The sequence below is a fragment of the Rhizobium lusitanum genome, from assembly GCF_014189535.1.
GTDB classification, from domain to species: Bacteria; Pseudomonadota; Alphaproteobacteria; order Rhizobiales; family Rhizobiaceae; genus Rhizobium; species Rhizobium lusitanum_C.
The window spans coordinates 186,180-202,785 of the sequence record NZ_CP050308.1; the positions used below are offsets into that span (position 1 = coordinate 186,180).

The 16,606-nt window shown below is 58.9% G+C and carries 18 protein-coding genes and 1 tRNA gene; 6 read left to right on the top strand and 13 right to left on the bottom strand.

All coding sequences use genetic code 11. The features are described from left to right. Positions 1-5 precede the first annotated feature (5 nt). The 5 genes from HB780_RS14685 to HB780_RS14705 all read right to left on the bottom strand — a co-directional run bounded on the left by HB780_RS14685 (position 6) and on the right by HB780_RS14705 (position 3,858). On the bottom strand, positions 6-515 hold the full coding sequence (locus HB780_RS14685) for a DUF1203 domain-containing protein (protein ID WP_183692955.1): 510 nt from the start codon (positions 513-515) through the stop codon (positions 6-8). A 69-nt stretch (positions 516-584) separates the two neighbouring features. Next, the gene (locus HB780_RS14690) at positions 585-1,097 is read right to left on the bottom strand and encodes a GNAT family N-acetyltransferase (protein WP_183697145.1); all 513 of its coding nucleotides are present in this window, start codon (positions 1,095-1,097) and stop codon (positions 585-587) included. 57 nt (positions 1,098-1,154) lie between these two features. Further along, a complete protein-coding gene (gene sseA, locus HB780_RS14695) occupies positions 1,155-2,012 on the bottom strand; it encodes a 3-mercaptopyruvate sulfurtransferase (RefSeq protein ID WP_183692957.1) in 858 nt (285 codons plus the stop codon). Between the two features lie 63 nt (positions 2,013-2,075). Further along, positions 2,076-2,813, bottom strand: coding sequence for an alanyl-tRNA editing protein (locus HB780_RS14700; protein ID WP_183692959.1), 738 nt, complete (start codon positions 2,811-2,813; stop codon positions 2,076-2,078). Between the two features lie 4 nt (positions 2,814-2,817). Then, positions 2,818-3,858 carry a cysteine synthase A gene (locus HB780_RS14705; protein ID WP_183692961.1) on the bottom strand — a complete coding sequence of 347 codons (1,041 nt, stop codon included), beginning with the start codon at positions 3,856-3,858 and terminating at the stop codon, positions 2,818-2,820. A gap of 298 nt (positions 3,859-4,156) precedes the next feature. On the opposite strand from HB780_RS14705, the gene HB780_RS14710 reads away from it, so the two are divergent. Beyond that, positions 4,157-4,984 (top strand): SDR family NAD(P)-dependent oxidoreductase, encoded by an 828-nt coding sequence (locus HB780_RS14710; RefSeq protein ID WP_183692963.1) that lies wholly within the window; start codon positions 4,157-4,159, stop codon positions 4,982-4,984. 4 nt (positions 4,985-4,988) lie between these two features. Here the strand turns inward: HB780_RS14710 and HB780_RS14715 are convergent, their stop codons facing one another. After that, the gene (locus HB780_RS14715; RefSeq protein WP_183692966.1) at positions 4,989-6,446 is read right to left on the bottom strand and encodes a cryptochrome/photolyase family protein; all 1,458 of its coding nucleotides are present in this window, start codon (positions 6,444-6,446) and stop codon (positions 4,989-4,991) included. 241 nt (positions 6,447-6,687) lie between these two features. Here HB780_RS14715 and HB780_RS14720 point away from each other — a divergent pair, with 241 nt between their 5' ends. Then, positions 6,688-7,800: a sn-glycerol-3-phosphate import ATP-binding protein UgpC gene (locus HB780_RS14720; protein ID WP_183692968.1), complete on the top strand. Its 1,113-nt coding sequence runs from the start codon at positions 6,688-6,690 to the stop codon at positions 7,798-7,800. A gap of 86 nt (positions 7,801-7,886) precedes the next feature. Here HB780_RS14720 and HB780_RS14725 read toward each other — a convergent pair whose 3' ends face one another. The 4 genes from HB780_RS14725 to HB780_RS14740 all read right to left on the bottom strand — a co-directional run bounded on the left by HB780_RS14725 (position 7,887) and on the right by HB780_RS14740 (position 11,774). After that, positions 7,887-8,441, bottom strand: coding sequence for a chloramphenicol phosphotransferase CPT family protein (locus tag HB780_RS14725; RefSeq protein ID WP_183692971.1), 555 nt, complete (start codon positions 8,439-8,441; stop codon positions 7,887-7,889). A 77-nt stretch (positions 8,442-8,518) separates the two neighbouring features. After that, positions 8,519-9,436 carry an ABC transporter permease subunit gene (locus HB780_RS14730; RefSeq protein WP_183692973.1) on the bottom strand — a complete coding sequence of 306 codons (918 nt, stop codon included), beginning with the start codon at positions 9,434-9,436 and terminating at the stop codon, positions 8,519-8,521. Between the two features lie 7 nt (positions 9,437-9,443). After that, on the bottom strand, positions 9,444-10,328 hold the full coding sequence (locus tag HB780_RS14735) for an ABC transporter permease subunit (RefSeq protein ID WP_183692974.1): 885 nt from the start codon (positions 10,326-10,328) through the stop codon (positions 9,444-9,446). 93 nt (positions 10,329-10,421) lie between these two features. Continuing rightward, positions 10,422-11,774 carry an extracellular solute-binding protein gene (locus tag HB780_RS14740; RefSeq protein ID WP_183692976.1) on the bottom strand — a complete coding sequence of 451 codons (1,353 nt, stop codon included), beginning with the start codon at positions 11,772-11,774 and terminating at the stop codon, positions 10,422-10,424. Between the two features lie 487 nt (positions 11,775-12,261). Between HB780_RS14740 and HB780_RS14745 the strand changes: the two genes are divergently transcribed. Continuing rightward, positions 12,262-12,819 carry a sugar O-acetyltransferase gene (locus tag HB780_RS14745; RefSeq protein WP_183692978.1) on the top strand — a complete coding sequence of 186 codons (558 nt, stop codon included), beginning with the start codon at positions 12,262-12,264 and terminating at the stop codon, positions 12,817-12,819. A gap of 11 nt (positions 12,820-12,830) precedes the next feature. Here the strand turns inward: HB780_RS14745 and HB780_RS33065 are convergent, their stop codons facing one another. After that, entirely contained in the window at positions 12,831-13,145 is a 315-nt protein-coding gene (locus HB780_RS33065) for a hypothetical protein (protein WP_286203116.1), read from the bottom strand. Between the two features lie 117 nt (positions 13,146-13,262). On the opposite strand from HB780_RS33065, the gene HB780_RS14755 reads away from it, so the two are divergent. The 3 genes from HB780_RS14755 (at position 13,263) to HB780_RS14765 (ending at position 14,261) form a co-directional block, all read left to right on the top strand. Then, positions 13,263-13,337 (top strand) — tRNA-Asn (locus tag HB780_RS14755). A gap of 279 nt (positions 13,338-13,616) precedes the next feature. Further along, positions 13,617-13,865, top strand: coding sequence for a hypothetical protein (locus HB780_RS14760; protein ID WP_183692981.1), 249 nt, complete (start codon positions 13,617-13,619; stop codon positions 13,863-13,865). A 225-nt stretch (positions 13,866-14,090) separates the two neighbouring features. Further along, complete coding sequence (locus tag HB780_RS14765) at positions 14,091-14,261, top strand: hypothetical protein (RefSeq protein WP_183692983.1); 171 nt, start codon at positions 14,091-14,093, stop codon at positions 14,259-14,261. A gap of 188 nt (positions 14,262-14,449) precedes the next feature. On the opposite strand, the gene HB780_RS14770 is transcribed toward HB780_RS14765, so the two are convergent. Together HB780_RS14770 and HB780_RS14775 are read right to left on the bottom strand one after the other, a co-directional pair. After that, complete coding sequence (locus HB780_RS14770; RefSeq protein WP_183692985.1) at positions 14,450-14,797, bottom strand: hypothetical protein; 348 nt, start codon at positions 14,795-14,797, stop codon at positions 14,450-14,452. Positions 14,798-15,049: 252 nt separating this feature from the next. Then, positions 15,050-16,156: a porin gene (locus HB780_RS14775; RefSeq protein WP_183692987.1), complete on the bottom strand. Its 1,107-nt coding sequence runs from the start codon at positions 16,154-16,156 to the stop codon at positions 15,050-15,052. Positions 16,157-16,606: the final 450 nt, after the last annotated feature.

Genomic DNA, 16,606 nt, shown 5'->3' on the forward strand with positions numbered 1-16,606 from the left:
CTACGTCAGATGGAGGTGCCGGCATCACCGTATGCCGGTGCCTCTTTTTTATCTATTCTGCATTGATAGCAGTTGTTGCGCGCCGAGCGGACATGCACATAGGCAATGCCATCGCGCCCTAGCAATTCCGCCGCATAGGTGGGAATGTTTCCAATCGGCGTCACGGCGCCGGTGCCATAGACGATGCGGTTATTCTCGCCATAGCCGCGCACGATGAAATCGGGGCTGGTCGTCAGCATTGGTGGCAGGACTTCCTCGGCGGCATAGCGCTCGCAAGGCATCTTATGCAGGAAGACCGGCCCGGTCTCGGCATAGGGCTGCAACTCCGGAAACGGCCGATAGGCGAAGACGAGAAATTCTTGGCCTGCATCGATATTGCGCAGGCAATGGCGGCAGGGATGGCCGGGGCCGTCGGAGGTCATTGTCTCCGGCTGGTGACCATAGGCATCCGCGCCGCCGCTCCAGAGGGCTTCGGCGTCGGACGTGGGCATGGCGGCAAAAGCGATAGTGGGCATGACAAATCTCCTTTGAGGTTCGTCATGTGATGCGCTTGCTGAACGGGTGAAGCCACCCGATTCCTGCGGTCAGGCTTTTTTCACCAGCTCCAATAACTCCTTGTCGCTCAGCGGCCGCACAATGCCTTCGCCGGTCGAGACCGGGGAGAATCCGAACATCTGGTAGAGTTGAAGCGCGCGCGGATGGTCGAGATTGTTGGTGGTCGCGGTAACGCGTTGCGGGTTCAGGGTCCAAATGGCGTAGAGCGATTGCAGCAGGAACCATTTACCAATGCCGAGGCCAAGCGCGTGCTCGATCAGGCCGAAATGGCTGAGCTCGATGGTATCATCGTCCTGGCGGAAATATTCAAAGAAACCGGCCGGCGCGCCGTTGACGTAGAGCACGCTGATATCATTGCGCTCGTTGTGCAGGAGCGCCGTCAACTCCTCATCGGACATACGGAGCCGATCGACCCAGTGCCAGCGAGCGCCCACCTGCCGATAGAGATAGCGGTAAAAGGGCAGCGGAATGCCCGGCGAACGCATGATCGCGGTCTGGATGTTGACGGGCACGGACAAGCTCGCCTTGGGCGGCGCCGTCATTTCCAGACGGGTGATATGGACCTTGAGCGACGAGGGTGTCTTCACGGGGCGCAACGCTCAGTCTTTTCCGGTAACGATGGGCGTATCCGAACGGCTGCCCCATTCCGACCAGGAGCCGTCATAGAGCCGATTGGCGTCATGGCCGAGCGATTCGAGCGCAAGTGTAATGATGGCGGCGGTGATTCCGGAGCCGCAAGTGGTCACGACAGGCTTGTCGATATCAATGCCTGCCTTCTCGATGGTTTCGCGCAACTCGGGCAGGGATTTGAACTTGCCGTTCACGGCGAAGACGCCCGATGGCAGGTTCTTTGCGCACGGCATGTGACCGGAGCGCATGCCTTCGCGTGGTTCCGGTTCAGTGGCGGCGAAACGGCCGGCGCTGCGGGCGTCGGCGATCTGCGGGGAGCCGCTATCGACGATGCCGCGCATCTCGTCGAAGGAGACGACGCGGGCGGCATTGAAAGTCGGTTTGAAGGTCACGGGCTCGAATGCGGGAAGGGCGGTGTCCAGCGGCCGTCCTTCGGCCTTCCAGCCATCCAGGCCGCCGTCGAGTACGAAGACGTTCTTTGCACCCATCACGGCGCGAAACAGCCACCATACGCGGGGCGAGGCAAACAGGCCGGGGCCGTCATAGACGACGATGCGATCGTTTTCGCTGATGCCGAGTTTGCCGACTTCGGCCGCAAAGAATTCCGGCGAGGGAACCGTATGCGGCAGGCCAGTGGAATGATCGGCTATCTTGTCCTGATCGAAGCGGATGGCGCCGGGAATATGGCCGCTGGCATATTCGGCATCGGCGTCGCGCTTCTGCGCCGGCAGATAGAAGGATGCATCGAGGATGCGCAGATCCTTGGCGCCCAATTCATTCTGCAGCCAATCGGCGGATACGACGAAACGGCTTTTCTCCGCTGTCATGATGATCTCTCCCTGCCTACTTTTAATTTTGGGGTTGTGTCAGGATTTGGGACTTGGGCGGCTCTACGCTTCGTCCGTGGGCGAGCCGAAACGAATGCGGAAGCGGCGGTTTTCCTTGCCCTTCTTCTCGATCTTGGCGATATGGATTGCCCCGACTTCCTGCGTCTCCGACACATGTGTGCCGCCGCAGGGCTGGCTGTCAACGGCGGAATTCTCGCCGATGCAGACAAGGCTGACCCGGCCGAGGCCAACAGGCGGGCGCACGTTCTTGGATTTCACGATGCCCGGATTGGCCGCGAGCTCCTCATCCGTGATCCATTGGACGAAGACGGGGTGGTTCTCGTTGACGAGCGCCATCATCCTCGCCGTTACCTCGTCCTTGTCGATCGTCTCGCTCATGTCGAAATCGACCCGGCTTTCATCCTCGCCGACGGCGGCTCCCGTGATCGGAAACTGGCAGACGACCGAGAGCAGGTGACAGGCCGTGTGCATACGCATCAGTCTGTAGCGGCGCGGCCAGTCGACATGCAGCACCAGCTTCTCGCCGAGGATAGGCTGCGCCTCGCCCTCGAGCGGTACATGGATGATGATATCCTTGATCGGGCCATGTCTGGTCTGTCCCAGCATGATCTTAGAGCCGTCGGCGCGCTCGAAGAAACCGGTGTCGCCCGGCTGTCCGCCCGAGGTGGCGTAGAAGCAGGTCTGGTCGAGCTCGATGCCCCTATCGTCGTGAATTGCGGTGACGACGGCTTCGGCGGTAGAAAGATAGAAATCGTCACGATAAAGGGCATTCACCGGCATAACGTCACGCTTGGTTTTCGTAAGGGATCGGAATGTCGGCGTTCTTCGCAAGGTATGACGGCAACGGCAGGCCCTTCGATTTCAGGAAGTCCGGATTGAAAAGCTTGGACTGATAGCGATTGCCGTAGTCGCAAAGGATGGTCACGATCGTATGGCCGGGGCCGAGATCCCTAGCGAGGCGCACCGCGCCGGCAATGTTGATCGCCGTCGAACCGCCCAGGCAGAGACCTTCATATTCGACGAGATCGAAGACATAGGGCAGGGCTTCGGCATCGGTGACCTGATAGACGTAATCGGGCGTGAACCCCTCCAGGTTTGCCGTCACGCGGCCCTGGCCGATGCCTTCTGTGATCGAGGAGCCGGAGGATTTCAGCTCGCCATTCTTGTAGAATTCGTAGAGAGCTGCCCCTTCCGGATCGGCGATGCCGATCTTGATGTCCTTGTTGAAGGCATGCAGGCCCATGGCCACGCCCGCCAACGTGCCGCCGGAGCCGACCGAGCATATGAAGCCGTCAATCTTGCCGTTTGTGTCGACCCAGATTTCCTTCGCCGTGGTCTCGATATGCGCTTGCCGGTTGGCGACATTGTCGAACTGGTTGGCCCAGATCGCGCCGTTCGGCTCGGTCTTTGCCAATTGCTCGGCAAGCCGTCCGGAAAGCTTCACGTAATTGTTCGGATTTTTGTAAGGAACCGCCGGCACTTCGACGAGTTCGGCGCCGAGCAGCTTCAGCGCATCCTTCTTTTCCTGGCTCTGTGTTTCCGGAATGACGATGACGGTGCGGTAGCCGAGCGCCTTGGCGACAAGGGTCAGGCCGATGCCCGTATTGCCAGCCGTACCCTCGACGATGACGCCGCCGGGCTTAAGCAAGCCCTTCTTCTCCGCATCGCGGATGATGTAGAGCGCGGCGCGATCCTTGACCGACTGGCCGGGGTTCAGGAACTCCGCCTTGCCGAGAATGGTCGAGCCCGTCGCCTCGGAGGCGCCCTTGAGCTTGATCAATGGCGTATTGCCGATTGCTTCTAGGACTGAGGGATGGACGGTCATGGAATCTCTGCCTTCTGTTCAGCACTACTGTAAGAATGGTCTTTTCCCTTCACAAGGCAGTGTAGGCAAGAAATTCTGTTCCATGCTCCCCGTCAGAGCCGCAAAATTCGTTTCGGACGGCGAAAGACCGGCCTGGCCACCTTCGGAAAGTCCGCTCCTCCGTCCATCCGATGCGGATTTCGACCACGCCGGCTGGATGCTGGCCGAAAGCGGCCACAATGATGCGCTAGCCCTAAAATGCCGAGGAAGACCGCCTGAATGCGGCATCCGTGCAGGTCACCAGCCGAGGAGAAAAGCCATGAGCCCATTCATCGCCCGTCCCGAACATGGAGTGATCTGGATCACCGGCGCCAGCTCCGGGATCGGCAGGGCGCTGGCGCTGAAGCTTGCCGGCGAGGGCTACAAAGTCGCTGTCACCGCCCGCCGTCATGACAAGCTGCTGGAGCTGCAGACGGAAGCGAATAACCTTTCGGGCAGCATCGTCGTGCTCGACGGCGACGTTACCAATGCCGAGGATATGGAGCACACCGTCGCGGCAATCGAATACCAGCACGGCCCGCTGGCGCTGGTCGTTCTGAATGCCGGCATCTATTTGCCGGCGCGTGCCGAAGATTTGAACCATGATGTGTTCGACCGCAGCTTCGCCGTCAATCTGCACGGCGTCGTCAACTGTCTGGTGCCGGCGGTGCGTCATATGCGGGCAAGGGGACACGGCCAGATCGCGATCGTCTCCTCGGCGGCAGGTTATGGCGGTTTGCCGGGAGGTGCCGCCTATGGCGCCACCAAGGCGGCTCTGATCAACATGGCCGAAAGCCTGAATTTCGACCTTGGCCGCGTCGGCATCCGCATCCAGCTGGTCACGCCGGGCTTCATCGAGACGCCGCTGACCGCGAAGAATAAATTTCTGATGCCGGGACTGATGTCGACGGATGACGCCGCCGAGGCGATCGCAGCCGGCTTGAAATCGCCGTCATTCGAAATCACCTTCCCGAAGAGCTTCACCTACAAGATGAAACTCATGAAGCTCCTGCCGTACAGCCTCTATTTCCGCCTTGTCCGGCGCATTGTCAGCGGTGGCAAACGTCAGTCCGTTGGCGCACGGGCGGCTCCGCATCCGGCTGAGTAAGCGATCAGGTTTCGTTTCGCAGCGATGCGTGTGCGTCGAGGGCACGTCGCCGTGCCACGGCGTGATCGACGATCGGCAGGGGATAGTGCTCACCAAGCGTTATGCCTGCGCGCTGAAGCACGTTTTCAGGCGCTTCAAATGGCCGGTGGATATATTTGCTGTCGAGATCTGCCAGCTCCGGCACGAAAGTCCTGACATAGCCGCCATCCGGATCGAATTTTTCGCCCTGCAGCACCGGATTGAATATGCGGAAAAAGGGCGACGCATCGGCGCCGGACCCTGCTACCCATTGCCAATTTGCAGCATTGCTCGCCGGGTCGGCATCGACAAGCGTATCGCGAAACCAGGCTTCGCCTTTGCGCCAGTCGATCAGCAAGTCCTTTATCAGGAAGGAGGCGACGATCATGCGAACGCGATTGTGCATCCAGCCGTGACGCCAGAGCTGCCGCATGCCGGCATCGACGATCGGATACCCGGTTTGCCCGCGCCGCCACCTGTCGAACAACTCGGCATCCGAGCGCCAAGGAAAATCGTCATATCGGTCGTTCCAGTTGGCGGAGTTGAGTTTGGGAAACTGAAAAAGCTGGTGATAGCAAAATTCCCGCCAAGCAATCTCCTTGCGAAAGCGCACGATATTGTCTGTCGGGATTTTCTCGGGAAGACCTCGCGTGGCGTGCCAAATCCGGGCTGGGGAAATCTCGCCGAGCGCCAGATGCGGCGAAAGCAGCGAGGTTGCCGGCCTATCGGGAAAATCGCGATCGACAGCATAACCATCGAGAGCGGCTTCAATGAAATCATCCAACCTCTCACGGGCGGCGGCTTCGCCCGGAGTCCAGATATCCGCGAAACTTGAGGCCCAGTTGGGTTTGGTGGGCAGCAGTGACCATGACCCGAGCGAATCCGATTGAGGCCAGTGGCTGGGTGCGTCAAGTTTTGCGGGCGCATCGACGGGGAATGGCGGTTCGCCGGATTGCTCCAAGGCCCGCCAGAACGGCGTATAGGTCTTGTAGGGGGTACCGGTGCCCGTGCGCAGGCGCGACGGCTCGTGCAAAAGCTGGCCGGCAAAGCTGTTTGCCTCCATGCCGGCGTCGCGCAATGCTTTCTTGACCTGAATATCCATCGCTATGCCGGCTGGGTCATAACGTCGGTTCCAGGCGATGGCCTCGGCGCCTGTTTCTTCGATAAGCTTTTCAATTGCCGCGAGTGCGTCGCCCTTCCGGAGAACGAGCTTGCTGCCGAGCTCGTGGAGGCTGTCTTGCAAGGCGGTCAGGGAATGATGGAGCCACCACTCCTGTGCCGCACCGAGCGGTCCGCAGCCGTTCGCTTCCGGCTCTCGAATATAGACGGGGATGACGGGACGTGCTGATATCGCCGCCGCCTGCAAGGCATGATTGTCGTCGAGCCGTAGGTCCTTGCGAAACCACAAGAGGATGGGCTTCGGCTCGTTTTGCGATGATCTCATTGATTAGGCCGATGGTTCTTTCGCGTTTTCATCTATTTCATTGCAGCCGCAACAACATACGGTTTTGGCGGAGATATAGTTCCTTGCCGCGCCTACCGCCATGAAATAACGCTCGCAACTCTCCTGAGAAAATCTCGATGCGTCCTATGATATAAGGATTGTTGTCACCGTTCTGTAATGCAAGTTCGCTAGCAGTCCAGCCAACTGGCAGGCCCAGAGATGACAGGCAGGGAAGAACAAGATGGCAGAAATCCGGATCGAGCAGGTTCGCAAGGCTTATGGACGCAATCCGGTCGTGCATGGCGTCGACCTGAATTTCCGTTCCGGCGAATTCGTCGTCATTCTCGGACCTTCCGGCTGCGGCAAGTCTACCCTGCTGCGCATGATCGCCGGTCTTGAGGATATCACCTCGGGTGAGATCGTCATCGATGGCAAGGTCGTCAACCAGCTTGAGCCGCGCGAGCGTGGTTGTGCCATGGTCTTCCAGAACTACGCGCTTTACCCGCACATGAACGTCGCGGCCAATATGGGCTATGCGTTGAAGGTCGCCGGCGTGCCGCGCGAGGAGCGTGACCGCCGCATCAAGGAAACGGCCCGCATCGTTGGCCTCGAGGATTTCCTCGACCGCAAGCCGGCCGAACTTTCCGGCGGCCAGCGCCAGCGCGTTGCCATGGGCCGCGCCATCATCCGCGAACCGAAGGTCTTCCTCTTCGACGAGCCACTCTCCAACCTCGACGCCAAGCTGCGCGTACAGATGCGCGTCGAAATCCGTCGCCTGCACAAGCGTCTGTCCGCTACTTCTGTCTTCGTGACTCACGATCAGGTCGAGGCCATGACGCTCGCCGACAAGCTGGTGGTCATGTACAAGGGCAATGTCGAGCAGGTCGGCACGCCGCTTGAAGTCTATAACACGCCGCGCACCCGTTTCGTCGGCTCCTTCATCGGCTCGCCGGCCATGAACTTCCTCGAAGGCACCTTCTCGGCAAATGGCGAGCAGTTCATCTTCGACGGATTGCCGTTCTCCATCGACGCCAATATCGGCAAGCGCCATGCCGGCCAGACGGTCGCTCTCGGCATTCGCCCGGAACATGTTCGTCTGGTGCCGGCCGGCACGCCCGGCGCCGTTCCTGCGACCGTGGATTTCGTCGAGGAGCTCGGCGCCGGCCGCGTCATCCATTGCGATATCAACGGCTCCAGCTTCGCCGTGGCGGTCGCCGACCATACATCCGGTGAAACCGGTCAGGCCGTGGCGCTAGAGCTACCGCAGCCGCACATCCATCTCTTCGCCCAGGATACCGGGCTCAGACTAGACGCGATTGCCACCGTCACGCCCCTCAAGGTCATGGCGAACTAATTTCAGATATCAATTTTCAGCAAGTGCGCCCGGAAATCCTGACAGGTTTCCGGGCTTTTCTTTGTCAGGTGAAGGCGGAGCTTGGCCTAGAGGCCGAACCGATCCCTGATCAGTGTGGCGCATTCCATCGGCGTCGCCTTGCTTGTGTCGACTTCCAGATCGTAGTGGATATTGCGATGAACGCGTCCATATTGCCATCGCGCCAGCCCGATCATCCGGTCCCCGCGCTGCCGTTCTCTGGCCTCAAGCACATCAAGCGGCGCGAAGATCCCGACAATATCGAGCCGGAAGTCCGATAGCAGCGCTCGATATTCCGGCATCTCGCCGCCGTCACACAGCACGTCATCGATTATGAGATTGTTGCCTTGCCGTGCCATGGCGGCAATCGCGTGCCGCATGCCGCGCATGACTTTTTCGCCGATCGGACCGGTATCGATGGCGACGAACGGTTTTCCGTTTTCCAGGGTCGTTTCGTAGGAAAAGCCGTCGGGATGTTCCTGATAGGCTTCCGGCAACATGTCGATGAAGGCATCCATCTGGACATGCAGATAGGGCTCAGAGGCGATGGTCTGCAATGCCTTGGCAATCGAACTCTTGCCCGCGCTACCGACCCCATTGAGAAAAATGATCCTGGCTGTCATGGCGCCAATCGCAACCCACTATGAGGTCGCCGTCAAGAGCCTGCCGTGCCCTATGGGAGGCACGACAGGCATCCCGGTCACTTCTCGGTGGAGATCAGGCCACGAACAAACCAGCGCTGCATCAGGGCGACCACGATGAGCGGTGGCAGCATGACGATCAGCGTGCCGGCCATGGCGATATGCCACTCGGGAAGGCCGCCGCCAGCGTTCGGGATGAGCTGCTTAAGTTCGGCCACTGCGGTTGCGTGCGACGGATCGGTGGTGATCAGCAGCGGCCACAGATACTGGTTCCAGGCCCAGAGGAACATGATGGTGCCGAGTGCTGCCATATTGGTGCGCGACAGCGGCATCAGGATGTCGATGAAGAAGCGTAGCGATCCGGCGCCGTCCATGCGTGCGGCCTCGGTCAGCTCGTCCGGTATCGTCAAGAAGAACTGACGGTAGAGGAAAGTGCCGGTCGCCGTGGCAACCAGCGGCAGGATCAAGCCGGGATAGGAATTGAGCAGTCCCAGGTTCAGCGAGATCTGAATGCCCGTAACCTTCTCGATGAGCCAGCTGATGCCGGTGACGTCGAGGATCGCCTGGTATGGCGACAGCGCATTGGAGACGACCGCATAGGTCGGCACTGCACGTACTTCCAGCGGCAGCATCAGCGTCACAAAGACCAGCCAGAAGATGACATTACGGCCGGGAAAACGGAAATAGACCAGCGAAAAGGCGGTGAGTGCCGAAAGGATCACCTTGCCCGCCGCCACGCCGCTCGCGAAGATCAGGCTGTTCAGCAGCTTCGGGCCGAGATCGGCTGTGGTCCAGGCCGTCTTCATGTTGGCCCAGAAATCGGTACCGGGGATCAACGAAATCGGCACCTGATTGACGTCGACCATATTGTGGGAAGCGGCGATCGCCACGATGACAATCGGCGCCGCTGCCACGACGAAGCCGAGGAAGAGGATCACATGGGTGAGGAAATTCAGGATTGGGGTGCGCTCGACCATGTCAGCCTCAACGATAATGAACGCGCCGCTCGATGAAGCGGAACTGGAAAATGGTGAGCACGATGATCAGCAGCATCAGAACGATGCTCTGCGCCGCCGCGCCGGAATAATCGAGGCCTTTGAAGCCGTCGGAAATGATCTTGTAGACCATGAGGTTGGTCGAGTTGTGCGGCCCGCCGCTCGTCATGATATCGACGATGCCGTAGGAATCCTGGAAGCTCTCGGTGATGTTGATCACCAGCAGGAAAAAGATCGTCGGTGTGATTAGCGGGAACTGGATATCCCAGAAGCGCCGGAGAACGCTGGAGCCGTCCATCGCCGCCGCTTCGATTAGCGAGCGTGGAATGGCCTGGAAGGCGGCAAGGAAGAAGATGAAGCTGTAGCCGATATACTTCCACGAGTAGGCGGCGATAATGCAGGCCATCGCGTCTGCGCCGTTGAGGCCCGGATCCCAGATCCCTGGCCACCATTGGTTGACCACGGAGATAAGGCCGGCTTCCGGTGCCAGGATGAAGCGGAAGGCCATCGCCGATGCGGGAGCTGCGATGCCGTAGGGCCAGATGAGCACGACGCTGTAGAATTTAGACCCTCGGAGCTGCCGGTCGGTCAGCGCTGCAAGTACCAACGCGGCGCCCATGGCGATGCCGGTGCTGATGGCAGCGAAAGTGATGCTGATCGTGACCGAGTTCCAGTAATCGGCACTGGCGAGAATCGATCTGAAATTGTCGAGCCCGACCCAGATATTGCCGCCGCCCCAGGGCTGCTGCAGCGTCAGCGACCAGTAGATCGCCTGGCCGGCTGGCCAATAGAAAAAGGTGAAGATGAGGAGGAGCTGCGGCACTGCGAACAGGATGCCGACACTCCATTTGCTGAAAGTCGTACGCTTTTCCATTGCTTCTTCCGGCTTTGGTCTGATGCCATTCTCGGTCATGACAAACGTCCGCCGGGGAAATCCCGGCGGACGCTGTCTGTCGTGGCTTGTAGCTTACGGGAGCTGCTTGCCCTTGTAGGTGGCTTCGAAGCGCTCGAGGACGGCGTCGCTATTCTTGACCAGATTGTCGATGCCTTCCTGCACGCCGACCTTGTTGGCGAAGATAGCCTGCATCTGGTTGCCGAACTCAGCGCGGATCTGCGTGAAGTTGCCGAGACGGATGCCGCGGGTGATCGGGGTCGGTTCGGAAGCGGTCAGGCTGGCGATGGCGACTTCGCGGCCCTTGTAGGGAGCCTTGTCGTAGAAGCCGGAGGACTTCATAAAATTGAAGCCGGAATTCGTGACAGGGATATAGCCGGTGTTGCTCGACCAGAAGAGAGCGGTCTTGGGGTCGTGGACGAAGTTCAGGAACGCAGCGGCGCCCTTGTATTCATCAGCGGACTTGCCGGAGAGAACCCAGAGCGAAGCGCCGCCGACGAGCGAGTTCTTGCGCTCGGTGCCGGCGTAGACCGGAAGTTCGGCAACATCCCAGCTCATGCCGGCCTTCTGCGTCTTGCCGACCGTGCCGTGATCGCCGACCGACGTCATGATCATCTGGCAATCGCCCGATGCAAAGGCCTGAACCATGTCCTGACCGAGATCCTTCGACTTGATCTTGATGAGGCCCTGATCGTACCAGCTCTTGAGGTCGGTGACGTATTTGACGAACGAGGTCTTGTTGACCGTCAGACGAGCATCGAGGCCGTCATAGCCGTTGTTCTTGGTGGCGATCGGCTGATTGTGGAGCGCCGAAAACTGCTCCATCAGCTGCCAGCTTTCGTTGCCGGAGATATTGATGGCCATCGGGCAATCGTAGCCAGCGCCCTTGAGCGCCTTCATGTCGGCGGCGGCGTCTTCCCAGGTCTTCGGAGCTTCCGTCTTGCCGATCTTGGCGAAGGCGTCCTTGTTCCAGTAGAGCAGGGCGGTCGAGGAGTTGAACGGGAAGGAGAGCAGTTCGCCCTTCGACGTTGCGTAGTAGCGTGCAATGCCGGGGAAGTAATCGTTCCAGTCGATCTTATAGCCGTTCTCGGACATCAGCTTGCCGGCGGGATAATAGGCGCCGGAGAGCATCATGGTCGCGGTGCCGGCGTCGTAAACCTGAACGACTGTCGGCTGCTTGCCAGCGCGAAAGGCGGCAATGGTGTTCTGCAGAGTGGCGTCGTAGCTGCCCTGGCTGACGCAGGAGACTTCATAGTCCTTCTGCGATTCGTTGAAGTTCTTGCACATCGTCTGAACGACGCGCTCCAGATCGCCCGACAGGCCGAACCAGAAATCGAACTTGGTCGGAGCGGCAGCAGCAGGCAGAGCCAGCGCTAAGCTCATGGCGCCGGCAGCGGCAGCCGAAATGCAGTTTTTAAGTGTCGACATAATCCCTATTTCCCTCTTGAAAGCTCGGAACCGATGGTCTTGGGCAAGCCCGCGGTAGCGGCGTTATAGACATGCTGTGTGACAGTTTGTTGTGGATACGAATCTCCCGCTCGGAGGCGGTTTTTCGTCCCTACAAGCGCTTTTAAAGACCTGTTGCGGATGAATTGAACCGACGGCACAGTTGGCACGGCAAGCGTAACTTGATGTTTGTCTAATATTGGTGATCTCGGGAGGGACGGACATGCGTCGCCGATCCCGTGTCTTGTCGGGATGGAGCGCTATATAATGAAGGAGTTGTTCCTGATCATGGCTATACTTGCCCTGATCGCGCTCCATCCGCTGACATTGATGATCGGGGAAATGTCCATGGTGCAGGCGGCTTTCCCCGGTAGTGCGGGCTGAGCGATGGGCGCGTCTTGCCGTTCACACTTGTCATGATGCAAGATCGTCTCTTCACGACAACCAAAGCATTGGAGGAGGCCAGTCAATGGCGCAGAGCGAACGGCAGAAGATGGCGGCGGGCGAATGGTATTGCTGCCTCGACCCCGAGCTGGACGCCCTGCGTGTGGCGGCTCGCAATGCCGTGCATCAGCACAACACGATGCCGCCCCTACAGCGCGGCAATTTCGGCCCGGCGCTGTCGACGCTTTTTGCAGGCGCCGGCGAGGGCTTGTTTATCGAGGCGCCGTTTCACTGCTCCTACGGTATCAACATCTGGTTTGGTCCCAGGGTCTATCTGAATGCCGGCTGCACCATTCTCGACAGCGCTTCGGTGCGCATCGGCGAAGGCAGCATGCTGGGGCCGGGCGTCCAGATCTATTGCCCGGAACATCACAGGGATCCGGCGCTGCGATGCGCCGGGCAGGAAATCGCGCGGCCGGTCGAGATCGGCAAGGCTGTCTGGATCGGCGGTGGCGCCATTATTCTCGGCGGCGTGACGATCGGTGACGGCGCAATTGTCGGAGCCGGCGCGGTGGTCACGAAAAGCGTGCAGGCGGGCGCGACCGTGGTCGGCAACCCGGCCAGAGCTATGTCCTCAAAGTAAAGGAGCGGGAATCAGTTCGCCGGACGGCGCCGTCTTGTCCACCACACGGCAAAGCGACGGCGCCAGCGCCGCACGACCGGCAGGTCATGCGACAGCACGACGAAACCGAGCGGCAGCATCCAGAAGCCGAGGATGGGCAGGAAGCCGAGAAGGCCGCCGAAAATCAACGCGATGCCGAGACCAATGCGAGCAAGCCGGGATCTGGGGAGCGGAATGCGGATGGAGCCTATGACAAGCTCGCCTGTGCCGGGGTCTATGCCGAAACGGCGGGCCTTTTTGCCCTCATTACGACCGCTATTTTCTGTGGTTCTGCTTTGGTCAGTCATCCACAAGAGATGGTAGATGACGAAAATAATACAAGAGAAATCGCTTTTTTCGAAAAAATCGCTTGGCAAATCGGGAAAGCATTTGTATTAGCCCACTCACACCGCGCCAAGCGGTATTCCCTGGTAGCTCAGCGGTAGAGCATTCGACTGTTAATCGACAGGTCGCCGGTTCGAATCCGGCCCGGGGAGCCATTTTTAGACATAAGTGCCTGTTATCTTGATATTTTTTCGGTAGCAGGCACTTATTTCTTCTCTTTCTCTCCCCCTTTTTAGTCTTTGGATAATTGATGTTCGGCCAGATCGGTGGGCGCTTTCGCCAGCTCTGGCAAGGCCCTCGATACCGAATGGATTGAGACAACCATTTTCGACTTTAAGGCGTCCGGTGGCGGTCCATCGCCCCGCGATAACAGAGGAAGCCGGTGGTTTCGTCCCCAGTAGCCAACGAACTGCCAACGGTGTAAAGCTCGCGGCATGGCCCTAGACCCACTCAAAGCCCTTTCAGACTATGGTGAAGCGAAATGCACCGTGCAGTTCTGGATTGCTGACGCTCCCGCAGTTGAATTCAATTCCCTCAAAGCCGCCGTCCGCTATGCAAAAGATCAAGGCGGGCGATGGCAAGAGATCGAAATCACCGTGCATCTGCCCAGGGAAGATATCGTTTACGCGACCGAGAAGGTGCACCGATTAATCGATGCATTGCGGGATCGCCGCCGGAAGTAGATTTCCATATTTCAGAGATCTCCAGATGGAGGTCACATGGGAGCTGAGAAAGCCGCCGGCCTTCCCGCCGACGGCCGCGATCTCTATCATTCCGGTACGTTTGACTTCACGGCATGATCGCTCTCGAAAACGTGAGGATACATTCATGTAACGTTAAGGTGAATCGGCGCATCAAAGGCGGGCGCAATCGCGCAGCATAGTCCCCCAATGCTTTAGAGGTTCGACATGAAAAACCTGATTCTCGCTTCCGCCGTTGCCTTGGCATCGTTCGTCGCCGTCAGCACGCCTTCGCAGGCTGCTCCGTTCCATCGTCATCATCACGATTGCTTCGTGAAGACGGTCAAGCACAAGGTTCACGGCCACTGGGTCATTCGCAAGGAACGCGTCTGCCGTTAATTCGGCGTCAGTGTTTACGCCGGTGGCGCTTACCGGCGACAAATTAAACCGGCCGCTGTCGAATTCTTATCGACAGCGGCCGGAATGTTTTATGGGGTACGTAAGAAGGCCGGATTGGCGATCGTCGTCTTATCGATCAATCGCTAACGAAATTCATCGCACTCGCCATCCTGATCACGCATCCTAGATCATGGGCGGATTTCAAAGATGACACCGCCGCGGCGCGGACGGTAGTCGCGCCGGTCATCATAGCGCCGGTCGTCACCCCAATTGCGGCGACGGTCCGAACGGCGATCCCAGCGGCGGTCACGACTCTCGCGCCAATGGCGGCGATCATGGTGGCGCTCGCGCCAATCCCGCCGTCCATTATCGAAATCCTGGTTACGCCGAGATCCGCGTTCCTGAACCAGAACGATATCGGAAGCGCTGGTCGAGGGCGAGTTAGTGACCGGCATCGCTCTTGCCGGAACCACGGCGGCCAGCATTGTTCCCATGACCAGCGAAGCGGCCAGGGCAATCGAAGCAAATTTTTTCAAAGCACCGACTCCTTTGTTTGAACCATATCCCTTTTCAGTGAGCAAACGCCGCGAGCGCGGTAATGTTCCACTTTGAGGTTAATATGGTTCCCATGGCAACACGCAATACGATTGTGATGCCCGGATTTGCGGGAGCAGGGAAGGGGGCGAGCCGTTGCGGGCGGCAGGTGGCCGGGATCAGGCATGAAAAAGGGGCCTGGCAGGGAAAGCCAGGCCCCTCTCTTCTCTGATCGGAGGTCAAGTCAGATCAGGTCAGAAGTTGCGTTCGAAGCGGAGAATACCAGCGACGGTATCGTCCTTGACGTAGTCGTAGTGAACGTAGGTCAGTTCCGGCTCGACGAGCAGGTCCTTGACCGGGTTGAACTTCAGGTTCGTCGTTGCTTCGAAGATCTTCGAGTCGGTATAGGCGAGCTGCAAGTTCCACTTCAGCTTGTCGTTGACCGGTACGCCAACGCCGCCCCAGACGGCCCAGTCACCCCAGCCGCATTTGGAGGCATTGACGGTGCCGCTTGACGTGGTGCAGGCGGAGACATCCTGGTTGGTGCCGGCATACTTGTTCAGCTTGTCGCCGTCCGTGTTGTAGCCGCCCATCAAGAAGGCCGTAAAGCCGCCGAAGTCGGCATCGACGCGAGCTTTGACGGCACCTTCTTCGACGATGGAGTCATAACCACCGACGACCTTGAAGGACCATGCGCCAGCCTTGTAGCCCGCACCGGCGACAACGTCAGGAGCGTAGTGATTCGTCTTGTCGTCCGTCCACCAGCTTGAGCCATAGGAGGAAGAATCCGTGCCGCTGGAATTGCTGTCTTCCAGAGAGATCACAGCCGTGAAGCCGTTGCCGGCGTCGTAGTTGTAGGTCAACTGGTTGAGTTCATACGGGCCGTCATAGACCACGTCGTCGTTGATGACGTCGCCGGCGTAACCGATGTAGAGGTTATAGGCCGAGTCTTTCTTACCGACGGTGAAGCCACCGAGGCTGATATACGACCACAGCAGGTTCGTGCTCGTCGAGCCGCCGTCGTTCCAGTCCCAGCGAACGATGGTTTCGGTCTTCAGCGGGCCGTACTCGGTGTCGGTCGCGGTATCGACATTCAACTCCGCACGGGTGTGCCAGAGCGTGCCTTGCTTGCTGTCACGGTTATAAGCATTGTACCATTCACCTTCGGTACGAAGCTTGCCGCCGACTTTGAGGCAGGTTTCGGTGCCCGGGATGAAGAAATAGCCGGCGCCATAGGCGTCGCAAATGCGAACGTATTCGAGGGGCTCCGGCTCGGCGGCGACGATAGCGTCCGCCGCGTGAGCGCCGGTTGCTGCTGCGAGCGCAGCAGCGGAGCCAAGAAGAAGGCTCTTGATGTTCATAGTAACTCCAATCTTTTCCTGATTGGGCATGAGATATTGCGCCAAAAAGTGGCGTGCCCAATCCCCATCCCGTTCATGTTCCCTATCAGTAGGTGCGAAGTAGTAAGCTTCACGAACTATTTGGTGAACCCGCTTCGCTGGTTTTGCAAGTTACTAAGATTGGCGAACTATATGTACGCTACTCGAAAAAAATCTTTGTTGCAAAAATGACGCAGATCACCGGATCGCCTTGTTTTGCAGGCATTCCGGTGGTTGCGGGCAGGGCATCTCTGTAACCTGGGGAAGGGTGCGGGAAGGGGACGCCGATGGAATCAGCAGTCTCGTGCGCTCAGCGTTATGGGTGTAGATCTTGGATGTCTTCGTATCTGAACATCATCTGAATCATGCCGTGTGTTGCTTCGGTGTGGGCGATATCCACTGCGAGAGCCCACGGGATAGACCCTGAGACCC